This window comes from Pseudomonas triticifolii, assembly GCF_014358015.1.
GTDB lineage: Bacteria > Pseudomonadota > Gammaproteobacteria > Pseudomonadales > Pseudomonadaceae > Aquipseudomonas > Aquipseudomonas triticifolii.
In genome coordinates this window covers 24,874-44,533 of the sequence record NZ_JACONV010000030.1, presented here as the reverse complement: position 1 = coordinate 44,533, position 19,660 = coordinate 24,874, and the positions used below count along the sequence as shown (strand labels likewise).

Sequence of the window (19,660 nt, the reverse complement as noted above, 5' to 3'; positions counted from 1 at the left end):
CCTCCCACAGTCCGTTGGTGGCAGCAAGACTTGTGTCTAACGATGAGTGCTCCGCCTGCCCATGCAGCCCTGACGCTTCGCGTCACATTCTGTAGGGGAGGCGCTGTTACAAACGCAACAGCGTTTTCCACGCGCGACCCTGGAACACGGTCAGTGCCTGGTGCACACGGGCGTCCAGCACTTCATCGCTGATGTCCTGATGAGCCAGTTCTTCCAGTTTTCTCAGCTCGCCGTACAGGCGGTCCAGGTCCGGCAAATCCAGTGCGCCGCGTGCCCAGTGCAGCCAGGACTGGATGCGCTCGATGCGTGGCAACTGTTCGGCAAGGTCTTCCGGCTGTTGCTGATAACGGCCCAGCTGCAGCGCAGTGGCTTCATCGGCCAGCAGACGCGGCAGCCAGCTGGCCAGCAGCGCTGCGCCCTGGCGATTGCCACGGTTGTTGCGCTCGGCGGCCCAGTTGCGTTCCAGCAACCAGCGCGAGGTGTTCAGCGAGAACTCGCCCCAGCGGGTGTCTTGCAGTTCTTCAAGGAACTGCTCGTGAGCGGCAGCGCGTACGTCGCCGTCTTCCTGACCGGCCAGCACCAGCGGACGCCAGTCTTCGAGCAAGGCGTCCAGCGCGGTGCGCAGTTGCGCAGTCGACGCACGGGGCGCGGCCTGACCCAAACTGCTGGTCAATGCGCGCAGCTCGGCGAGCAATTCGACCCAATCCTGCAGCAGACGCCAGTGGCCGTTGAAACGGTATTGCTCGGCCAGACGCTGGCTGCTGCCCAACAGGTGCCAGGCCAGCGCCGAGTAAGCGTCGTCCAGCGGCGTTTCAGCCGTAAGTTCAGGTGCCGCCAGGCTCAGCGAGTAGCTGCTCGCGTCGAGCAAGCGATAACCACGCTCCGCCTTGCTGATGTCGCAAGGCATCAATGGCAACGTGGCGGCCAGCTCGGCGGCCAGTTCCAGAAGCGCAGCAGGCTCGCCTTCGCGTAGCTCAAGCTCCAGCTCGCAGATTTCTTCTTTCTGCTTGCCCGCGACCACCTGACCCAGGTCCAGTGCTGCCTCGATCACGACCTTGGCCTTGCCACGGCCCCAGGCGATTTCAGCTTTTTCACGCACGAAATCGGTGGTGAATAACGGCTTGATGGTTTTCTTGTCCAGCTCGGCCAGTTGCTCGGGCCAGCAATCGCCTTCCAGCTTTTTGAGGTCCAGCTTGGCCTTGGGCAGGTCCCAGTTGTACTCGTTACGCTCGGACAGGCCGGCCACGCTCTGACCACGGGTTTTCATGGTCTGGATGATCTGGTCGCCGTCACGGCGGATGCGCAGGGCAACCTTGGCGTGGGCCAGTTCGCGCTCGGGCGTATCGAAATACTGGTTAGACAGCTCAAGGCGCTCCCAGCCACTTTTGTTGCGCTTCTTGAGCAACGGGTGTTCGCGCAGTGCAGCGAGGGTCTCGCGGCTGACGCGGAGTTTGATTTCTGTTTCTTTTTGCATGGCCGGGGGAATCCAAACGCTGATGCTGATATCGGGAGCGCAACCTGTGACGGAACGGCTGCTGAGGGCGGCAGTGTACAGGACATGGCCCGTAACGGTTTATTCCTGGGTCGTTATGACCCTATGATGGGGCGTGTTTCGACCCGATTACAGGAAGCGCCCATGCCCTTGCCGTCCATGAAAGACCAGTTTGCAGCCCTGATCGCTGCGCCTTCGGTGAGTTGCACCCAGCCTTCTCTGGACCAGTCCAATCGCCCGGTCATCGACCTGCTGGCCGGGTGGCTCGGCGATCTGGGTTTTGCCTGCGACATTCAACAAGTGTCGCCCGGCAAGTTCAACCTGCTGGCGACCTTCGGCACCGGCCCTGGTGGCCTGGTACTGGCCGGACACAGCGACACCGTGCCGTTCGACGAAGCCCTCTGGAAAACCGATCCCTTGAAACTCACCGAAGTGGATGGGCGCTGGGTCGGTCTGGGCAGTTGCGACATGAAAGGATTTTTCGCGCTGGTGATCGAAGCGGTGCGCGGCCTGCTGGACCAGCCTTTCAAGCAACCGCTGCTGATCCTCGCCACCTGCGATGAGGAAAGCTCCATGGCCGGCGCACGAGCGCTGGCCGACGCAGGACGCCCTTTGGGACGCGCAGCAGTGATTGGCGAGCCGACCGGGCTCAAGCCGATCCGCATGCACAAAGGCGTGATGATGGAGCGTATCGAGATTCTCGGTCGAAGTGGTCACTCCTCCGATCCAAGCCTTGGCCACAGCGCGCTGGAGGCCATGCATGATGCAATCAGCGAACTCAAGGGGCTGCGCAAGCAATGGCAACTGGAATACAACAATCCTCAGTTCACGGTGCCGCAACCGACGCTTAACCTGGGTTGTATTCATGGCGGCGATAACCCGAACCGGATCTGCGGCCAGTGCTCGCTGGAGTTCGATCTGAGGCCGCTGCCGGGCATGGACCCTGACGTACTGCGCTCGGCCATTCGGCAGAAGCTGCAACCGCTGGCGGAAATGCATCAGGTGCAGATCGGTTACGCGCCACTGTTCCCGGAATGTGCCCCGTTCGAGCAAGCCGCTGACGCTGAACTGGTACGCGTAGCTGAACGACTGACCGGGCATAAGGCGGCAGCGGTAGCATTTGGCACCGAAGCGCCTTATCTTCAGCGCCTTGGCTGCGAAACGCTGGTGCTGGGTCCGGGCGATATCGCCTGTGCGCATCAGCCGGGGGAATACCTCGAAATGTCACGCCTGCAGCCTACAGTGCATCTGTTACGCCAGTTGATCGAACATTATTGTCTGACCCCGCAGTGAGGCGAGTCAGAAAACCTTGAAAAGGAGAGTGCGCGTGTTGCCAAGCCTGTTACGACGATAACCGCCCAGCGTTGTGCGTGTTTCTGCCCTTCGTCCATTTTTTCTACAGGCTCTTGCTGTCATGCCCGAATACGTTAACTGGCTACGCCACGCGTCCCCCTATATCAATGCCCATCGTGACTGCACCTTCGTGGTCATGCTGCCCGGCGACGGCGTCGCACATCCCAACTTCGGCAACATCGTCCACGACCTGGTGCTGCTGCACAGCCTGGGGGTAAGGCTGGTGCTGGTCCACGGCTCGCGTCCGCAGATCGAAAGTCGGCTGGCACAGCGTGGCATCACGCCGCGCTTTCATCGCGACATGCGCATCACCGATACCGAAACCCTGGAATGCGTGATCGACGCTGTCGGTCAGTTGCGCATCGCCATCGAGGCGCGCCTGTCGATGGACATGGCCGCCTCGCCGATGCAGGGCTCGCGTCTGCGCGTCACCAGCGGCAACGTCGTCACCGCGCGTCCGATCGGCGTGCTGGAAGGCGTCGATTACCAGCACACCGGTGAAGTGCGCCGGGTCGACCGCAAAGGTATCAACCGCCTGCTGGACGAGCGCCACATCGTGCTGCTATCGCCTTTGGGCTATTCGCCGACGGGTGAGATCTTCAACCTGGCCTGCGAAGACGTCGCGACCCGCGCCGCCATCGACCTGGCCGCTGACAAGCTACTGCTGTTCGGGGCTGAAACCGGTTTGCTGGACGAGCAGGGCCGCCTGGTGCGTGAGCTGCGCCCTCAGCAGGTGCCCGCGCACTTGCAGCGTTTGGGCAGCAACTATCAGGCGGAACTGCTGGATGCGGCGGCCGAAGCCTGCCGTGGCGGCGTGGGCCGCAGCCACATTGTCAGCTATGCCGAGGATGGCGCGCTGCTGACCGAACTGTTCACCCGCGACGGTGGCGGCACGCTGGTCGCTCAGGAGCAATTCGAGCTGGTTCGCGAGGCCGCGATTGAGGACGTGGGCGGCTTGATGGACCTGATCACGCCGCTGGAAGAGCAGGGCATTCTGGTGCGGCGCTCACGCGAAGTGCTGGAACGCGAGATCACCCAGTTCAGCGTGGTCGAACGTGAAGGCCTGATCATCGCCTGTGCAGCGCTGTACCCGATTTCCGGTTCGCAGGCGGGCGAGCTGGCGTGTCTGGCGGTCAACCCCGAGTACCGTCATGGTGGCCGTGGCGACGAGTTGCTCGAGCGCATCGAAAACCGCGCCCGTGCGCTGGGGATCACAACCCTGTTCGTGCTTACCACCCGCACCGCGCACTGGTTCCGCGAGCGTGGTTTCGAGCCGAGCAGCGTCGACCGCCTGCCCAGCGCCCGTGCGTCGTTATATAACTACCAGCGCAATTCGAAGATTTTCGAGAAAGCGATTTGATCAACGTCTGACGTAAAAACCGTGGGAGGCGGCTTGCCGGCGATAGCGCCAGTTCAGGCGCTGATGTAGCGGCTGAGAAGCCGAATCGCCGGCAAGCCGGCTCCCACGGTGGTTCGTATTCCAGCCCTCAGTTGCTGATCGACAGAATACTCGCCTGATACGACCCGACGAAGGTGTCGAAATCCACCACTTCTTCGGTCGCTTCCAGTTCGGCCTGTTCGGCAATCGAAGTTTTTGCCAGTTCTTCGAAGTGCGCCTGTTCTTCAGGCGTCAGCGGGTGAGTGCGGAAGTATTCGGCGTGGAGCTGGCTCTGGCGCAACGAGAACCCGGTAAAGCCTTCGTTATGCGCCCGCATGCTTTCCAGCACCTGCGCCGAAGGCGTCAGTGATGCATCGGCCACCTTCGCATGTTGCACCGCCATCGATTTCAGGTGCTCGTCACTGCCTTGGGCCTTGTCGAGCAATTGGGCGATCGGCGTGATTTTCTGCAGCAACTCGTTGGCCCAGTCCTTGAGTTTGACCGGGTCGTTGTTACGCAGCAGTTCCAGGTCCGGGCGACGTCCTTCCTTGACCACCGTCAGGAAGTTGGAGCCTGCGTTCGAGCACTCGTGATGAGCCAGTTGCGGGCTCTCTTCGAGGGCGCAATACAACACGAAGGCATCGATGAAGCGCGACTGCTCCAGGCTGATGCCGGTGGGCAGGAACGGGTTGATGTCCAGGCAGCGGACTTCGACGTACTGCACGCCGCGAGAAACGAGCGCCTGGATCGGGCGTTCGCCGCTGTAGGTCACACGCTTGGGGCGGATGTTGGAGTAGTACTCGTTTTCGATCTGCAGCACGTTGGTGTTGAGCTGCACCCATTCACCGTTCGCGTCGTGAGTGCCGGTTTCGACGTAAGGCGCATACGGCGTGGCAACAGCCTTGCGCAGGCTGTCGGTGTAGCTGACCAGATCGTTGTAGCACGGCGTCAGGTCAGCCTGGGCGTTGCTCTGGTAACCCAGATCGCTCATGCGCAGGCTGGTTGCATAAGGCAGGTACAGCGTGTCGCCGTCGAACTGCTCAAGCATGTGCGGCTGGCCACGCAGGAAGCCTGCATCCAGTGCTGGCGACGCACCGAACAGGTACATCAGCAGCCAGCTGTAGCGACGGAAGTTACGAATCAGCGCGATGTAGGAGTGCGACTGATAATCGCGCGCGTCACCGGCAAAGTCTTCGGTCTGCTTGAGCAACGCCCAGGCGTCTTCGGGCAGCGAGAAATTGTAATGAATACCGGCAATGCACTGCATGGTCTTGCCATAACGCAACGCCAGACCCTTGCGGTACACATACTTGAGCTTGCCGATGTTCGAAGTGCCGTAATAGGCAATCGGTATATGTTCTTCGTCGGGCAACGGGCAGGGCATGGACGGGCTCCAGAGGAGCTCGCGGTCCAGCTTGCTGTAGGCGAAGCGGTGGATCTTGTCGAGGCTGTCAAGCGTCTGCACCGGGTCTTTGAGCGCCGGTGTGATGAATTCCAGCAGCGACTCCGAATAGTCGGTGGTGATCAGGCTGTTGGTCAATGCCGCGCCCAGAGCGGCCGGATGAGGCGTCTGCGCCAGGTGCGCCTGTTCGGTCACACGCAGGCATTCGCGCTCGATACCGTGCAGGCACTGCTCCAGCAGAGAGAGGTTGTTGCGCTCGCCAAGCAACGCCAGACGACGGTTTAAAAGTTCGCTCAAGGTGGAATCCTTCACGCATCGGTCGCCCCGATATGGGGGTGGACATGACGGTCTACAAGGGTGAAGAAAGGAACTGGCGTTTTCGCCTGGTTGGGGTCTTTTGACGCCTGTTCGCAATCACGGCTCTTCGTCGTACCACCAAATGGACTCGGCACCACGCTAATGGTGCCGAAATTAACCCAAATTGGTCGCGTACAGCTAGGTTCCGTTCGCAGTGATCGCTTTCATCTCACACATCTTGAAGTCTAGATGACCGCAAACGTGCCTTGGGCCTTGGCCACAAGCTTATCGCCCTGAACGACTTGCGCCTCGACAACCAGCGTGCGACGTCCCGCGTGCAGCACGGTGGCGGTGCATACCACCTCGCCTTCGGACACGCCCCGCACGTAGTTGATCTTGCACTCGATGGTCACGCTGCGCTGATCGAAGCCATGGGAGCTGGAACAGGCCAGCCCCATGCTGATGTCGACCAGGCTGAAGATCGCCCCGCCGTGCATTACATTGCCGCGGTTGCGCAAGTGCGCCTCCAGCGGCAGTGCAACTTCGGCGACGCCTTCGTCCAGACGCCGGAGCTCACAGCCCAGCATCTTGAAAAAGGCACTGTGGGTCAGGTCTTCAGGAATATCCATCAGCGTTTCTTCAGCTGCTTGGCGTTGGCGAACAGCGAAGCCATGGCGTTATTGGCGGGTGCAGCACTGGTGGTTTCCTTGCGCGGCGCGCTGTTTTGCTGACGCGGCGACGAGCCTGGACGTGCGCCACGGGCACCGTCGATTTTTTCGCCCGGCGTGTCGCTCATGCGCATCGACAGGCCGACGCGTTTGCGCGGGATGTCGACTTCCATGACCTTCACTTTCACAACGTCGCCAGCCTTGACTGCTTCACGCGGGTCTTTGATGAATTTCTCCGACAGCGCAGAGATATGCACCAGACCGTCCTGATGTACGCCAATGTCGACGAATGCCCCGAAGTTGGTGACGTTGGTGACCACACCTTCGAGGATCATGCCCAGTTGCAGGTCCTTGAGGTCTTCGACGCCCTCCTGGAATTCAGCGGTCTTGAACTCAGGACGCGGGTCGCGGCCTGGCTTCTCAAGCTCCTGCAAAATGTCGGTCACGGTAGGCAGGCCGAAGGTTTCGTCGGTGAATTTCTTCGGGTCCAGACGCTTGAGGAAACCGGCATCGCCGATCAGCGAGCGGATGTCACGGTCGGTTTCCGCCGCGATGCGCTGCACCAGTGGATAAGCTTCCGGGTGGACGGCCGAAGAGTCCAGCGGGTTGTCGCCGCTCATGACACGCAGGAAGCCTGCGGCCTGCTCGAAGGTTTTCTCGCCCAGACGACTGACTTTCTTCAATGCAGCTCGGGTCTTGAAGGCACCGTTTTCGTCGCGGTGAGCGACGATGTTCTGCGCCAGCGTGGTGTTCAGCCCCGAGATACGCGCCAGCAGCGCGACGGAAGCGGTGTTCACGTCCACACCTACGGCGTTCACACAGTCTTCCACCACAGCGTCCAGCCCGCGCGCCAGTTTCAGTTGTGAAACGTCATGCTGGTACTGGCCGACACCGATGGATTTCGGATCGATTTTCACCAGTTCTGCCAGCGGATCCTGCAGGCGACGGGCGATGGACACCGCGCCACGGATCGACACGTCCAGCTCCGGGAATTCCTTGGCCGCCAGTTCTGACGCCGAGTAAACGGATGCGCCCGCTTCGGAGACCATGACCTTGGTCATTTTCAGACCTGGGTATTTTTTGATCAGGTCGGCCGCCAGTTTGTCGGTTTCGCGGCTGGCAGTGCCGTTGCCGATGGCGATCAGATCCACCGAGTGCTTGGCGCACAACGCCGCCAGCACCGCGATGGTCTGGTCCCACTGATTCTTGGGAACATGCGGGTACACGGTCGCGTAGTCGAGCAGCTTGCCGGTGGCGTCCACCACGGCCACCTTGCAGCCGGTGCGCAGGCCAGGGTCCAGGCCCAGCGTGGCGCGTTGACCGGCAGGCGCGGCCAGCAGCAGGTCGTGCAGGTTGTGGGCGAATACGTTGATCGCTTCGGTCTCGGCGGCGTCACGCAGTTCGCCCAGCAGGTCGGTTTCCAGATGGCTATAGAGCTTGACCTTCCAGGTCCAGCGCACGACTTCGGCCAGCCATTTGTCAGCCGGACGGCTCTGATTCTGAATGCCGAAACGCTCGCCGATCATCAGCTCGCACGGGTGCATGGTGCCCGGCAATTCTTCGCCGACTTTCAGCGCGGAGCTGAGGAAACCTTCGTTGCGGCCACGGAAAATCGCCAGGGCGCGGTGCGATGGCATGCTCTTGAGCGGCTCGTCGTGTTCGAAGTAGTCACGGAACTTGGCGCCTTCTTCTTCTTTGCCCGGTACGACACGCGCACTGATGACGGCTTCCTGCTTGAGGAAGCTGCGCAGTTTGTCGAGCAGGGACGCGTCTTCGGCGAAGCGCTCCATCAGAATGTACTTGGCGCCTTCCAGCGCGGCTTTAACATCAGCCACGCCTTTTTCGGCGTCGACGAAGCGGGCGGCTTCGGTTTCCGGGGCCAGGCCCGGGTCGTTGAACAGGCCATCGGCCAGCTCGCCCAGACCGGCTTCAAGGGCAATCTGGCCCTTGGTGCGGCGTTTCTGCTTGTACGGCAGGTACAAGTCTTCAAGCCGGGTCTTGGTGTCGGCCAGTTTAATGTCGCGGGCCAGTTCCGGGGTCAGCTTGCCTTGCTCTTCGATGCTGGCAAGGATGCTGACACGCCGGTCGTCCAGCTCGCGCAGGTAGCGCAGGCGCTCTTCCAGATGACGCAGTTGCGTGTCATCGAGGCTGCCGGTCACTTCCTTGCGGTAGCGGGAAATGAAGGGCACTGTCGAGCCTTCATCCAGTAGTGCTACGGCCGCTGCGACCTGTTGTGGGCGTACGCCGAGTTCTTCGGCGATGCGGCTGTTGATGCTGTCCATAAGACCACCTGGAGTTGTGAGCAAAAAACTGGGCTGTGTACGGTCCGGCGTGTCAGATTCCGCGTCGCGGACGGTTTATTTTCCTGACTGGCGAACTGCCATAAGTCTGGTGTTGCCTGACTTTGAGGGCGGCGCATTATACCCAGCGACGCCGGATTAGGGGATTGGCCGACGAGCGAGCTGTTTTTGCGCCCTCAAAACACTCATCAGTGTGGCCCCCAGTAAAATCTGCTAACAATGCACACGGTGCGCATCACCGCAGCTACGCCATAATGCGCCCCGAGATCAAAGGAGCATCCGATGAGCAGCACCGCACAAAATGCTGAAGGCGAAAAAATCCTGATCGTTGATGACGATCCGGGGTTGAGCAGTCTTCTGGAACGTTTCTTCACCAGCAAGGGCTATCGTGCCCGGGCGGTGGCGAACGTGGAGCAAATGGACCGACTGTTGTCCCGTGAGGTCTTCAACCTCGTGGTTCTGGATTTGATGCTGCCTGGGGAAGATGGCCTGTCGGCCTGCCGTCGTCTGCGCGCCGCGAACAATCAGGTGCCGATCATCATGCTCACCGCCAAGGGCGATGAGTTGAGCCGCATCAAGGGGCTCGAACTGGGGGCTGACGATTACCTGGCCAAGCCTTTCAACCCGGACGAGCTGATGGCTCGCGTCAAGGCGGTCCTGCGTCGTCAGGCTGCGCCGGTACCCGGTGCGCCCGGCAGCGAAGACGAATCGGTCAGTTTCGGCGACTACGTACTGTCGCTCGCCACCCGCGAACTCAAGCGTGGCGACGAAGTACACATGCTGACGACCGGCGAATTCGCGGTCCTCAAGGCGCTGGTCATGCACGCCCGTGAGCCGCTGACCCGTGACAAACTGATGAACCTGGCACGTGGCCGGGAATGGGATGCGCTGGAACGCTCCATCGACGTACAGATTTCCCGTCTGCGTCGTCTGATCGAGCCAGATCCTTCCAAACCCCGTTATATCCAGACAGTCTGGGGCGTAGGTTATGTATTCGTTCCCGATGGTGCCGGAAATCGCTGACAGACCCTTTGTCAGTACAGAACACCGAAGTTCCTGCCAGCCACGTCGATAACCGTTTACCGGTTATCGACGGGCTGGTTTTTTGCGTTCGTACCTCGGGTCTGGCCCGCGTCCGGCAAACTTGCGAGCCCAGGCTCGCCCTGCAAAGTGTGTAGCTGCAGTTATGAAGACTCCGCTCTGGTTCCCGCAAAGTTTTTTCTCCCGCACCCTGTGGCTGGTGCTCATCGTCGTGCTGTTTTCCAAGGCGCTGACGCTGGTCTACCTGCTGATGAACGAGGACGTGCTGGTCGACAGGCAATACAGCCACGGCGTGGCTTTGACGCTGCGTGCTTACTGGGCGGCGGATGAAAACGACCGGGAAGCGATTGCCGAGGCGGCGGGTCTGATTCGTGTGGTGGGCGGCGGTGTGCCGGAAGGCGAGCAGCACTGGCCGTACAGCGAGATCTATCAGCGGCAGATGCAGGCCGAGCTGGGTGAGGACACCGAAGTGCGATTACGTGTTCATGCACCGCCTGCGCTCTGGGTGCGCGCACCGAGCCTGGGCGATGGCTGGCTGAAGGTGCCGCTGTACCCGCATCCGCTGCGCGGTCAGAAAATCTGGAGCGTTCTGGGTTGGTTCCTCGCTATCGGTCTTTTGTCCACGGCGTCTGCCTGGATATTCGTGCGGCAGCTCAATCAGCCGCTGAAGCGCTTGGTCTTCGCGGCTCGCCAACTGGGGCAGGGCCGCAGCGTGCGCCTGCCGATCAGCGATACACCGAGCGAGATGGCCGAGGTGTATCGAGCTTTCAACCAGATGGCCGAGGATGTCGAGCAGGCGGGGCAGGAGCGCGAGTTGATGCTGGCGGGTGTGTCCCATGACTTGCGTACACCGCTGACCCGGCTGCGGCTGTCACTTGAATTGATGAGCGACAACGAATTCACCGAAGGCATGGTGCGTGACATCGAGGACATGGATGCGATTCTCGACCAGTTCCTGGCCTTCATTCGTGATGGCCGTGACGAGGAAATCGAGGAAGTCGATCTGGGCGATCTGGTGCGCGACGTGGTCGAGCCGTTCAACGGTGCCGAGGAGAGTATCCGTCTGTGTCTGGAGCCGATTCCGCCTTTCCCGCTGCGCCGTGTCTCTATGAAGCGTCTGCTCACCAACCTGATCGGCAATGCCAAGCACCATGCGGGCAATGGCATTGAAGTGGCGGCTTATGTGTCAGGCGATCGCAATGCGCCGTACGTGGTGCTGAGCGTGCTGGACCGTGGTGCAGGTATCGATCCATCGGAACTGGACACCATCTTCAACCCCTTCATCCGTGGCGACCGCGCGCGCAGCGGTAAAGGCACGGGGCTTGGGCTGGCCATCGTCAAGCGCATCGCCGCCATGCATGGCGGCAATGTAGAGCTGAGGAACCGTTCAGGAGGCGGCCTGGAAGCGCGAGTGCGCCTGCCGCTGGGGCTGATGTTGCCCAGGGATGCGGTTTAGAGCGGCCGCTTGATCGTTCCGCGCGCCGCGTGGAAACACCTCTCAGGATGCTCCGCATTCCAACGCGGAGCATTTGCATGATCACGCCTTTTCTTTAAGCGTTATCCCTTCCCTTTGGTGCGCGTCATGTGCGGGCCGCTGTTCTTTTCCAGGTACTCGATGATCATCCCGGCAACGTCTTTGCTGGTGGTCACTTCGATACCCTCAAGCCCCGGCGAGGAATTGACTTCCATCACCAGCGGACCGTGATTGGACCGCAGAATATCCACGCCTGCGACGCTCAAACCCATCACCTTGGCCGCACGCAGGGCTGTCATGCGTTCTTCCGGGGTGATCTTGATCAGGCTGGCGCTGCCGCCACGGTGCAGGTTGGAGCGGAACTCCCCAGGCTTGGCCTGACGCTTCATCGAGGCAATGACCTTGTCACCGACCACGAAACAGCGAATATCCGCGCCACCGGCTTCCTTGATGTACTCCTGAACCATGATGTCCTGCTTGAGGCCCATGAACGCCTCGATCACCGATTCTGCTGCTGTCGCCGTTTCGCACAGCACCACGCCGATTCCTTGCGTGCCTTCCAGCACCTTGATCACCAGCGGCGCACCGTTGACCATCTGGATCAGGTCGGGGATGTCGTCTGGGGAATGCGCGAAGCCCGTCACCGGCAGACCGATTCCGCGTCGTGAGAGCAATTGCAGGGAACGCAGCTTGTCCCGTGAGCGGGCAATGGCCACGGATTCGTTAAGTGGAAAAACCCCCATCATTTCGAACTGGCGCAACACTGCGCAGCCATAGAACGTCACTGAAGCACCGATACGCGGGATGACGGCATCGAAGCCTTCGAGCGGCTTGCCGCGGTAGTGGATCTGCGGCTTATGACTGGCGATGTTCATATAGGCGCGCAGGGTATCGATCACCACCATCTCGTGGCCACGCTCAATACCAGCTTCGACCAGACGACGTGTGGAATACAGACGCGGGTTACGCGAAAGCACAGCGATCTTCATGCAGCACCTGAGGAAGTAGAGGCCGGGAACACCGGCTTGTCTTGTACATAAGTGATGCCCGGATTGACGACCAGTTGACCGTCGATCAAGGCGTTTGAACCCAACAGCAGCCGATAACGCATCGACTTGCGGCAGGCCAGGGTAAATTCCACCGGCCAGATGCGATCACCCAGGGCCAGCGTCGTGCGAATCACATAACGCACCTGCGCCTGACCGTTGGAGCTTTTGATAGTCTTCATGGCGACCAGTTGTGCCTCGCATCGACGATGCCGCAATTGAACCACTGTGCCCAGGTGAGCGTTGAAACGAACCCATTTCTGGCCGTCCCGTTCGAACGGCTCGATTTCAGTCGCGTGCAGACTCGACGTGCTTGCACCGGTATCGATTTTTGCCCGAAGGCCCGCCACCCCCAAGTCGGGAAGCGCCACCCACTCGCGCAGGCCGATGACTGTCAGATGATCGAATGTTTTCAATGCGATTCCGTATTTCTCAAGACTTCTGCCAGGCGTCGGGACTGATCCGCGCCAGCGCTTTGAATGCCGGCCTGGCGAACCAGTAGCCCTGCATCAGGAAAATGCCACAATCAGCGAGGAAATCACGTTCATCCGCGCTTTCTATGCCCTCTGCGATGACTTTAATCCCCAACTCCGAACACATTGTGACAACCCCACGAACGATAGCCTGACGCGCGCGACTGCGGTGAATATCGCGGATCAGATTCATGTCGAGTTTTATCAGGTCGGGTTGAAAATCAGCCAGCAGGGTCAGGCCGGAATGGCCCGCGCCAAAGTCGTCGATGGCGGTCATGAAGCCGAATTCGCGGTATTCACGAAGAATATTGCTCAAGTGACTGTGATCGCCCATGTGCTCGCTTTCGATCGTTTCGAAAATCAGGCGGTCGATGGGGAAGTTGTGTGTCTTGGCGGCTTCCAGTGTGCTGCGAATGCACAGTTCTGGACGATACACGGCATTGGGCAAAAAGTTGATCGATAAACGTTCGTTCATGCCCAGCCGCGCGGCACCGGCGATGGCGGTGGTCCGGCAGCTCTGGTCGAAGCGGTAGCGATTCTGGTCTGTGACCTGACTGAGCACGGTGTGTGCGCCTTCGCCATTGGGGCCACGTACCAGTGCTTCGTGGGCGAAAATGGAGTTGTCGCTCAGGTCTACTATGGGCTGATAGGCGTAGTCGAACGAAAAATTCAGTTCTGGACTGTTGGTACAGCCTTCACATCCCTTCTTGGGAGCAGTCAATGAAGCTGGAAAGTCGGTCACGTCGCACTCCCTACGGGATAAAGGCTATGAGATTGAAGCAGACTGTTTTTGACAAGCAAGGATCGGTTACTTCATGTTCGTGGCGTGATGAGGGCCTGCAGAAATGAGTGATCAAGGATCGCCACTGTTTCAACGTGCCTGGTAAACGTTCTGACTGTTATAAAGATGAGGAATTCATATGGCACAAAAGCCAGAGGAAGACGACAAAATTCGTTTGGACAAATGGCTTTGGGCTGCGCGTTTCTTCAAGACCCGAGCCCTGGCCAAGGCGGCTATCGAAAGCGGCAAGGTGCACTGCCGTGGCGAGCGCTGCAAACCTGGCAAGGAGCCCCGCGTGGGCGACGAGTTTCAGATTCGCATGGGGTTCGATGAGCGTACGGTCGTGGTCGAGGCGCTGTCCATAGTGCGTCGTGGCGCTCCAGAAGCGCAGACACTTTACCGTGAAACGCCGGAAAGCATCACCCGTCGCGAACACGCAGCCGAGCAACGCAAGGCTGGCAACCTGGGCATGACCACCGACGGACGACCGACCAAGAAGCAGCGGAGGCAGCTTTTTGATTTCCGTGGCAGCCAGCAGGGCGACTGATCCTGGCCCTCGAAAGCGCTCGGCATCCGGCCCAAAACTGCATCTGGCTTGGAACAGCGCAGGATAGCTCCTAAAATGCCAGCCAAACGGCATGAAGCAGCGTGTGTTGAATAACGCTGCCCGGCGCATTTTTTCGTCGACTGCCCTTACAGATCCTCACTTCAGATACCTTCTTTTATGAACGATACCCCGGACATCGATTTCACCCAGCGCTTCATTTTTGACGAAAGCGACGTTCGCGGGGAGCTGGTCGCCCTGGAGCGCAGTTACGCCGAAGTGCTCGCCAAGCACCCGTACCCCGAGCCTGTCGCGCAATTGCTCGGTGAGCTGATGGCCGCTGCTGCCTTGCTGGTCGGCACGCTCAAGTTCGACGGTCTGCTTATCCTTCAGGCACGCTCCAGCGGCGCTGTGCCTTTGCTGATGGTCGAGTGCTCCAGCGAGCGCGAGCTGCGCGGCATTGCCCGCTACGACGAAGCACTGATCACCCCGGGCGCAAGCCTGCAGGATCTGATGCCGGACGGCTCGCTGGCCCTGACCATCGATCCGCGCAGGGGCAAGCGCTATCAGGGCATTGTCGCGCTGGACGGCGTGGACCTTTCCGAAAGTCTCTCCAGCTACTTCGTGATGTCCGAGCAGTTGGGTACACGTTTCTGGCTCAAGGCTGACGGTCATCGCGCTCGCGGCCTGCTGCTGCAACAGCTGCCTGTGGCACAGATACCCGACCCCGAAGAGCGTGATGCCAGCTGGGAGCACGTGCTGACCCTGGCCAATACGCTGACGGCCGAAGAGATGCTGAGCCTGGATAACGAGACCATCCTGCATCGCCTGTACCACGAAGACCCGCTGCGTCTGTTCGATATCCAGCCAATCTGCTTCCGCTGCAGTTGCTCACGCGAGCGATCTGCCAATGCACTGGTGAGCCTGGGCCTGGAGGATGCGCAGCAGTTGGTTCAGGAGCACAACGGCACCATCGAGATCGACTGCCAGTTCTGCAACGAGCGCTATCTGTTCGATGCCACTGACGTCGCCCAGCTGTTTGCTGGCGGCGGTGTCGATTCGCCATCCGACACGCGCCATTAACCCGTACACGAACAGCCCCAGAATACGACGTGGGCCCCTGTAATCCTGTTCTGACAGGAGGGTTCTACCATTCTTGGGCTTTTCTGGCATAATCCGGCCCACTTTTACGCTGTAGTAGTGGTTGTTTTTTTACTACAAAACCGTTTGGAGCACTCGGCCACTGGCCGACGGGGAATCTCATGACGCAAACCAACAACGCTGTGTACACCGATCTGAGCACCGACGAACTGGTCAAGGAAGCCCTTGCCCGCGCCGAAGGCGAACTTTCCGACACTGGCGCACTGGTTGTGCAGACAGGCCATCGTACTGGCCGTTCGCCGGTCGATCGTTTCATCGTTGAAGAGCCGAGCACTCAGGACGCCATCGCCTGGGGCCCGATCAACCGCAAGTTCCCGGCCGAAAAATTCGACGCCTTGTGGAACCGTGTGGGTGCTTACCTGGCCGAACGCGAGCGCTTCGTTTCCCACGTTCATGTAGGCTCCGATCCAGCCCACTACCTGCCTGTCAAGATGACCACCGAGACCGCGTGGCACAACCTGTTCGGCCGCTGCCTGTTCATCAACCCTGAACAGTACAACCCGGCTGGCAAAGACGAGTGGGAAATCCAGAACGCGCCATGGTTCGTCTGCGAACCTGAGCGTGACGGCACCAACTCTGACGGTACTGTCATCATCAACTTCGCCGCCCGCAAGGTGTTGATTGCAGGCATGCGTTATGCCGGCGAAATGAAGAAAGCCATGTTCTCGGTGCAGAACTTCCTGCTGCCGGCTTCCGACGTTCTGCCGATGCACTGCGCGGCGAACATGGGCGAAGACGGCGACGTGACCCTGTTCTTCGGTCTGTCGGGCACCGGCAAGACCACCCTGTCGGCTGACGAAAGCCGTTACCTGATCGGTGACGACGAGCACGGCTGGGGCGAAGGCGTGGTGTTCAACATCGAAGGCGGTTGCTATGCCAAGTGCATCGACCTGTCCGAGAAGAACGAGCCTGTTATCTGGAAAGCCATTCAGCACGGCGCGGTTCTGGAAAACGTCATCCTCGACGCCAACAAGAAAGCCGACTACGCCGACAGCACCCTGACCCAGAACAGCCGTGCGGCCTACCCGCGCGAGCTGATCGAAAAACGCGCACCGAAAAACCTCGGTGGCGAGCCGAACGCCGTGATCTTCCTGACCTGCGACCTGACCGGCGTACTGCCGCCTGTCTCGATCCTGAGCGAAGAACAGGCTGCCTACCACTTCCTGTCGGGTTACACCGCGCTGGTCGGTTCGACTGAAATGGGTTCGGGCTCGGGCATCAAGTCGACCTTCTCCACCTGCTTCGGTGCACCGTTCTTCCCGCGTCCGGCTGGCGAATACGCAGAGCTGCTGATCAAGCGCATCCGCGGTTTCGGCTCCAAGGTTTACCTGGTCAACACCGGCTGGACCGGCGGCGGTTATGGCGTTGGCAAGCGCTTCAACATCCCGACCACCCGTGGCGTGATTGCAGCGATCCAGAGCGGCGCGCTGATCGGTGCCGAGACCGAGCACCTGGACACCATCAACCTGGACGTGCCGAAGTCGGTACCGGGCGTAGACACCAACCTGCTCAACCCGCGCAACACCTGGGCTGACAAGGCTGCCTACGACGAAGCCGCCAAGGCGCTGGCTGGCCTGTTCGTGGAGAACTTCAAGAAGTTCGACGTGAGCGACGCCATCAAGGCTGCCGGTCCGAAGTTGTAATTAAACATTCCTGATGCCGCGCATGAGCGCGGTGCTCGGAAATGTTCAAGCAAACGCCTCGACTTGTCGGGGCGTTTGCTTGTCCGGGATACTGCTTTCTTGCTGCAAATGATGACAAGGAGCTGTTCAGCGAGGTGGCAAAGGACAACCTGCCTGAACGCTTTCCGCTGATGGCGGTGGACAGCACGTTTTACGTGTTGGCGCTGAGCGACTGACCCTTCTGGCCATTGAGCATATCCATGACCGAACTGTCGCCCGAGGTCAGGTTGGCCACGTAGTCGGCCGGGTATTGCGCCTGTTCTATGGGGGGCAGGTCGTTGTAGTGGGCGATGATCATGAACAGGGTCTGGGTGCTTTTGCCGGTTTCGTTGTATTCGTCGACGTAGCGTTGGTTGATGGCGCGTTTCCAGGCCTGATCCTGCGCATATTCTTCATCGAACGCGGCGCTTCTCTCATTGATGGTGAAGCTGCCGCTCTCGTCGTACATGATCAACCTCAGTTGATCCTGAGGCAGTCCTGCAAACGGATTTCTTCCTGATCCGCGCTCGAACAGGGTTGCCTGCCGTGCCCTTTCGAGAAGTACAGGGTCATCCGTATCAGGTACTTCGGCATCGTGCTGGTCCCGATTGGCGTAATAAGTGGATCCTGCGATTTTGTCGATAATATTTTTTCCCAAAGCGCCCAACTCTTTGGAGCTCAGACTTGCATCACGGGATTGAGCACGCATTGCGCTTTCATTCAGTTGTCTGGCCAGTGCCGAGAAGGAAACACTTTCCGGACTCGTCGGTGTCAATAAGGGCTTACTGAGGGTCGATGCGTTGTTGGCAGGAGCCGCTGACGGGGTAGTTTGAATAGTTACTGGTAAGAGATGCGGGATATTCATGATGTACGCGTCCTCGCGTAGGCAGCCATTCCGTGGCGTTGTATACCGTATCTGTATCGACTGGTCTGGAGCGAGCTTTAGCGTTCGAAAGAGTCAAGCGCGTCGAGATTCGACGCGCTTGTACAGGGATTACTTCATCGTAAACTCTGCCGCCCATGCATAGGTGGAAAGGTTGGTTGCACGTGACGTGGCTGTGCAAACTGCGCCGCCGCCAGGCGTTGCCGTTCTGTTCCACTTGGGTGTCTTGACGCCTCCAGCTCCGGGAAGCTTCATGAACGTGGTAGAAAATACACAGGACTTGGAGCCCATCACGTATCTGACGCTCGCATAGCTTGCGTCTGGCGATAAGGTGCTCTGCACGGTGTAGGCGTCGGATTCGCCAGGTCTGACCACAGACCTGACAGGGCTTTTTGCATTCATCTGCGTAGAGCTTTCATTGCGAGTCACAACAGTGTACTCGGCCTGCTCCGTCCCCAAATTCTTAAACGTCACTGTAACAGGCGGCCCTGCCTGTGCTGTAACGGTTGCACCCAGAGTGGCCAGGGCAAGAAAGCTCAGTGCGATGCAGTGGGTATTCATGGTGATGTCCTTAAGTTAAACGATTAACTTCATGTTATTTGTAATTTATTCGGCAGTAGACGATCGGCGGCAGCAGTTTCCTGAGGCCGAATGGAATAGTCCGGTTTAACAACAGAGAGTGAGCGTCGAGAATTTTCAGGCGAGGTATAACGTCACTGTTGTCCGCTGTCTTGATTTTTAAGCAGTTCCTGACAGGGAAATCAACAGGTGGTGAGGGATATCTAAAATAAACAACGGAGTTACATAATTGTTCTTGTGCAGCACACTTAGTGGCTATTAACTGCGCTGGCGAACCTTGTGCAGGTCGATGTTAGTGCACGCTTAAACGTTATAGCCGCGCCCTTGCGCATGACAGGGCGCGGCTCATTTCTCAGGTCACCGCATAGAACTTGCGCACATACCCTGTGCTGGTCCATTTGCAGGGCGCGTTCTGGGCAACGAACACGGTGTCGCCGGGTTTGACGACGACGGCTTCACCACCTTCGATGCCCAGCGTCACGCTGCCTTCGATGAGGTTCATCAGTTCGTGGATTCTGTGCGGACGCGAGATGCGCTCGTAGGGTGTTGAATCCCAGACGCCGATGCGCAGGGTGCTGGCGGTGTCCTCAAAAATGTTATTGCTGCGGCACTGCGGCAGCGCACTGATCATGATGGCCGGGTCTGGCGGCGAGGACGGTGTGAGCATCGCGAGGCGATCCAGGTGCGTGATGCCGGGCTTGTCCGGTCCGGTGGCCTGTGTGGCGGCGCAGAACGCCCAGAGGCTGTCCGGTTGCGCTTCGATACGTACCTGAGTACCACGACCGATCACTGCGCTTTCGCCGATGCTGATCGTGACGCTGTCGCTGCCGGAACTCAGCGTGACCGCACCACGGTGCACGACCAGCATTTCGGTGTAGGGGTAAGCGTCGACCGACAACGAGCCGCCAGAGTGAACGACACCGGCGGCGATGCCTGCCTCATCGATGAAGGCCGTGCGGCGACCTTCGGCTAATGGGTCGGCGGCGTCGAGCGGGCCGGTTGTAAATTCGGTATCGACAGGGCTGTGATCGGCGCGGGCCAGCAGGAGAACGTTAGGTTGGGGCATGGTTCTGGTCTCGAGAATGGTGTGTGGACTGTTCACAGATGTGGGAGGGGGCTTGCCCGCG

Annotated in this window: 18 protein-coding genes; 8 read left to right on the top strand and 10 right to left on the bottom strand. The window is 59.6% G+C overall.

Annotation, left to right across the window (positions count from 1 at the left end; all coding sequences use genetic code 11):
* Positions 1–106 precede the first annotated feature (106 nt).
* Positions 107–1,474 (bottom strand): CYTH domain-containing protein, encoded by a 1,368-nt coding sequence (locus tag H8S56_RS23115; RefSeq protein ID WP_024687273.1) that lies wholly within the window; start codon positions 1,472–1,474, stop codon positions 107–109.
* Between the two features lie 162 nt (positions 1,475–1,636).
* Between H8S56_RS23115 and argE the strand changes: the two genes are divergently transcribed.
* The gene (argE, locus tag H8S56_RS23110; RefSeq protein ID WP_024687272.1) at positions 1,637–2,785 is read left to right on the top strand and encodes an acetylornithine deacetylase; all 1,149 of its coding nucleotides are present in this window, start codon (positions 1,637–1,639) and stop codon (positions 2,783–2,785) included.
* Between the two features lie 121 nt (positions 2,786–2,906).
* On the top strand, positions 2,907–4,205 hold the full coding sequence (gene argA, locus H8S56_RS23105) for an amino-acid N-acetyltransferase (RefSeq protein ID WP_024687271.1): 1,299 nt from the start codon (positions 2,907–2,909) through the stop codon (positions 4,203–4,205).
* Between the two features lie 127 nt (positions 4,206–4,332).
* Here the strand turns inward: argA and gshA are convergent, their stop codons facing one another.
* From gshA to H8S56_RS23090, 3 genes are all read right to left on the bottom strand, one after another.
* The gene (gene gshA, locus H8S56_RS23100; RefSeq protein WP_024687270.1) at positions 4,333–5,922 is read right to left on the bottom strand and encodes a glutamate--cysteine ligase; all 1,590 of its coding nucleotides are present in this window, start codon (positions 5,920–5,922) and stop codon (positions 4,333–4,335) included.
* Between the two features lie 245 nt (positions 5,923–6,167).
* The gene (locus tag H8S56_RS23095) at positions 6,168–6,551 is read right to left on the bottom strand and encodes a PaaI family thioesterase (protein ID WP_187519886.1); all 384 of its coding nucleotides are present in this window, start codon (positions 6,549–6,551) and stop codon (positions 6,168–6,170) included.
* Complete coding sequence (locus H8S56_RS23090) at positions 6,551–8,872, bottom strand: Tex family protein (protein WP_024695183.1); 2,322 nt, start codon at positions 8,870–8,872, stop codon at positions 6,551–6,553. Before H8S56_RS23090 ends, H8S56_RS23095 begins: the two co-directional genes overlap by 1 nt.
* A gap of 300 nt (positions 8,873–9,172) precedes the next feature.
* Here H8S56_RS23090 and ompR point away from each other — a divergent pair, with 300 nt between their 5' ends.
* Together ompR and H8S56_RS23080 are read left to right on the top strand one after the other, a co-directional pair.
* Positions 9,173–9,913, top strand: a complete 741-nt coding sequence (ompR, locus tag H8S56_RS23085) for an osmolarity response regulator transcription factor OmpR (RefSeq protein WP_004880573.1) — start codon at positions 9,173–9,175, stop codon at positions 9,911–9,913.
* Positions 9,914–10,076: 163 nt separating this feature from the next.
* Complete coding sequence (locus H8S56_RS23080) at positions 10,077–11,387, top strand: ATP-binding protein (RefSeq protein ID WP_024687267.1); 1,311 nt, start codon at positions 10,077–10,079, stop codon at positions 11,385–11,387.
* Positions 11,388–11,488: 101 nt separating this feature from the next.
* Here the strand turns inward: H8S56_RS23080 and rimK are convergent, their stop codons facing one another.
* From rimK to rimA, 3 genes are read right to left on the bottom strand one after another with little or no spacing between them, the layout of a single operon-like run.
* Positions 11,489–12,394, bottom strand: a complete 906-nt coding sequence (rimK, locus tag H8S56_RS23075; protein WP_003318100.1) for a 30S ribosomal protein S6--L-glutamate ligase — start codon at positions 12,392–12,394, stop codon at positions 11,489–11,491.
* Entirely contained in the window at positions 12,391–12,867 is a 477-nt protein-coding gene (gene rimB, locus H8S56_RS23070; protein WP_024687266.1) for a retropepsin-like aspartic endopeptidase RimB, read from the bottom strand. The genes rimK and rimB overlap by 4 nt, the downstream gene beginning before the upstream one ends.
* A gap of 16 nt (positions 12,868–12,883) precedes the next feature.
* Complete coding sequence (gene rimA / locus H8S56_RS23065) at positions 12,884–13,666, bottom strand: S6 modification regulatory phosphodiesterase RimA (protein WP_024687265.1); 783 nt, start codon at positions 13,664–13,666, stop codon at positions 12,884–12,886.
* 178 nt (positions 13,667–13,844) lie between these two features.
* On the opposite strand from rimA, the gene H8S56_RS23060 reads away from it, so the two are divergent.
* From H8S56_RS23060 to H8S56_RS23045, 4 genes are all read left to right on the top strand, one after another.
* Positions 13,845–14,252: an RNA-binding S4 domain-containing protein gene (locus H8S56_RS23060; RefSeq protein ID WP_024687264.1), complete on the top strand. Its 408-nt coding sequence runs from the start codon at positions 13,845–13,847 to the stop codon at positions 14,250–14,252.
* A 177-nt stretch (positions 14,253–14,429) separates the two neighbouring features.
* Positions 14,430–15,332 (top strand): Hsp33 family molecular chaperone HslO, encoded by a 903-nt coding sequence (gene hslO / locus H8S56_RS23055; protein WP_187519885.1) that lies wholly within the window; start codon positions 14,430–14,432, stop codon positions 15,330–15,332.
* Positions 15,333–15,511: 179 nt separating this feature from the next.
* Entirely contained in the window at positions 15,512–17,053 is a 1,542-nt protein-coding gene (locus tag H8S56_RS23050) for a phosphoenolpyruvate carboxykinase (RefSeq protein ID WP_187519884.1), read from the top strand.
* A gap of 41 nt (positions 17,054–17,094) precedes the next feature.
* Positions 17,095–17,268 carry a hypothetical protein gene (locus H8S56_RS23045; protein WP_187519883.1) on the top strand — a complete coding sequence of 58 codons (174 nt, stop codon included), beginning with the start codon at positions 17,095–17,097 and terminating at the stop codon, positions 17,266–17,268.
* Here H8S56_RS23045 and H8S56_RS23040 read toward each other — a convergent pair.
* The 3 genes from H8S56_RS23040 to H8S56_RS23030 all read right to left on the bottom strand — a co-directional run bounded on the left by H8S56_RS23040 (position 17,244) and on the right by H8S56_RS23030 (position 19,599).
* Complete coding sequence (locus H8S56_RS23040) at positions 17,244–17,936, bottom strand: hypothetical protein (protein ID WP_032610573.1); 693 nt, start codon at positions 17,934–17,936, stop codon at positions 17,244–17,246. The genes H8S56_RS23045 and H8S56_RS23040 overlap by 25 nt on opposite strands.
* 129 nt (positions 17,937–18,065) lie before the next feature.
* Positions 18,066–18,515: a hypothetical protein gene (locus tag H8S56_RS23035; protein ID WP_024687261.1), complete on the bottom strand. Its 450-nt coding sequence runs from the start codon at positions 18,513–18,515 to the stop codon at positions 18,066–18,068.
* A gap of 370 nt (positions 18,516–18,885) precedes the next feature.
* Positions 18,886–19,599, bottom strand: a complete 714-nt coding sequence (locus tag H8S56_RS23030) for a cupin domain-containing protein (RefSeq protein ID WP_187519882.1) — start codon at positions 19,597–19,599, stop codon at positions 18,886–18,888.
* Positions 19,600–19,660 lie beyond the last annotated feature (61 nt).

What these genes read in the sequence shown, in the direction of transcription:
- argE (WP_024687272.1), top strand. Translation starts at nt 1,637, where the DNA reads ATGCCCTTGCCGTCCATGAAAGACCAGTTTGCAGCCCTGATCGCTGCG.
- H8S56_RS23095 (WP_187519886.1), bottom strand. Translation starts at nt 6,551, where the DNA reads ATGGATATTCCTGAAGACCTGACCCACAGTGCCTTTTTCAAGATGCTG.
- H8S56_RS23080 (WP_024687267.1), top strand. Translation starts at nt 10,077, where the DNA reads ATGAAGACTCCGCTCTGGTTCCCGCAAAGTTTTTTCTCCCGCACCCTG.
- ompR (WP_004880573.1), top strand. Translation starts at nt 9,173, where the DNA reads ATGAGCAGCACCGCACAAAATGCTGAAGGCGAAAAAATCCTGATCGTT.
- H8S56_RS23090 (WP_024695183.1), bottom strand. Translation starts at nt 8,872, where the DNA reads ATGGACAGCATCAACAGCCGCATCGCCGAAGAACTCGGCGTACGCCCA.
- argA (WP_024687271.1), top strand. Translation starts at nt 2,907, where the DNA reads ATGCCCGAATACGTTAACTGGCTACGCCACGCGTCCCCCTATATCAAT.
- H8S56_RS23040 (WP_032610573.1), bottom strand. Translation starts at nt 17,936, where the DNA reads ATGAATATCCCGCATCTCTTACCAGTAACTATTCAAACTACCCCGTCA.
- H8S56_RS23050 (WP_187519884.1), top strand. Translation starts at nt 15,512, where the DNA reads ATGACGCAAACCAACAACGCTGTGTACACCGATCTGAGCACCGACGAA.
- H8S56_RS23045 (WP_187519883.1), top strand. Translation starts at nt 17,095, where the DNA reads ATGTTCAAGCAAACGCCTCGACTTGTCGGGGCGTTTGCTTGTCCGGGA.
- H8S56_RS23030 (WP_187519882.1), bottom strand. Translation starts at nt 19,599, where the DNA reads ATGCCCCAACCTAACGTTCTCCTGCTGGCCCGCGCCGATCACAGCCCT.
- rimK (WP_003318100.1), bottom strand. Translation starts at nt 12,394, where the DNA reads ATGAAGATCGCTGTGCTTTCGCGTAACCCGCGTCTGTATTCCACACGT.
- H8S56_RS23035 (WP_024687261.1), bottom strand. Translation starts at nt 18,515, where the DNA reads ATGAATACCCACTGCATCGCACTGAGCTTTCTTGCCCTGGCCACTCTG.
- hslO (WP_187519885.1), top strand. Translation starts at nt 14,430, where the DNA reads ATGAACGATACCCCGGACATCGATTTCACCCAGCGCTTCATTTTTGAC.
- H8S56_RS23060 (WP_024687264.1), top strand. Translation starts at nt 13,845, where the DNA reads ATGGCACAAAAGCCAGAGGAAGACGACAAAATTCGTTTGGACAAATGG.
- H8S56_RS23115 (WP_024687273.1), bottom strand. Translation starts at nt 1,474, where the DNA reads ATGCAAAAAGAAACAGAAATCAAACTCCGCGTCAGCCGCGAGACCCTC.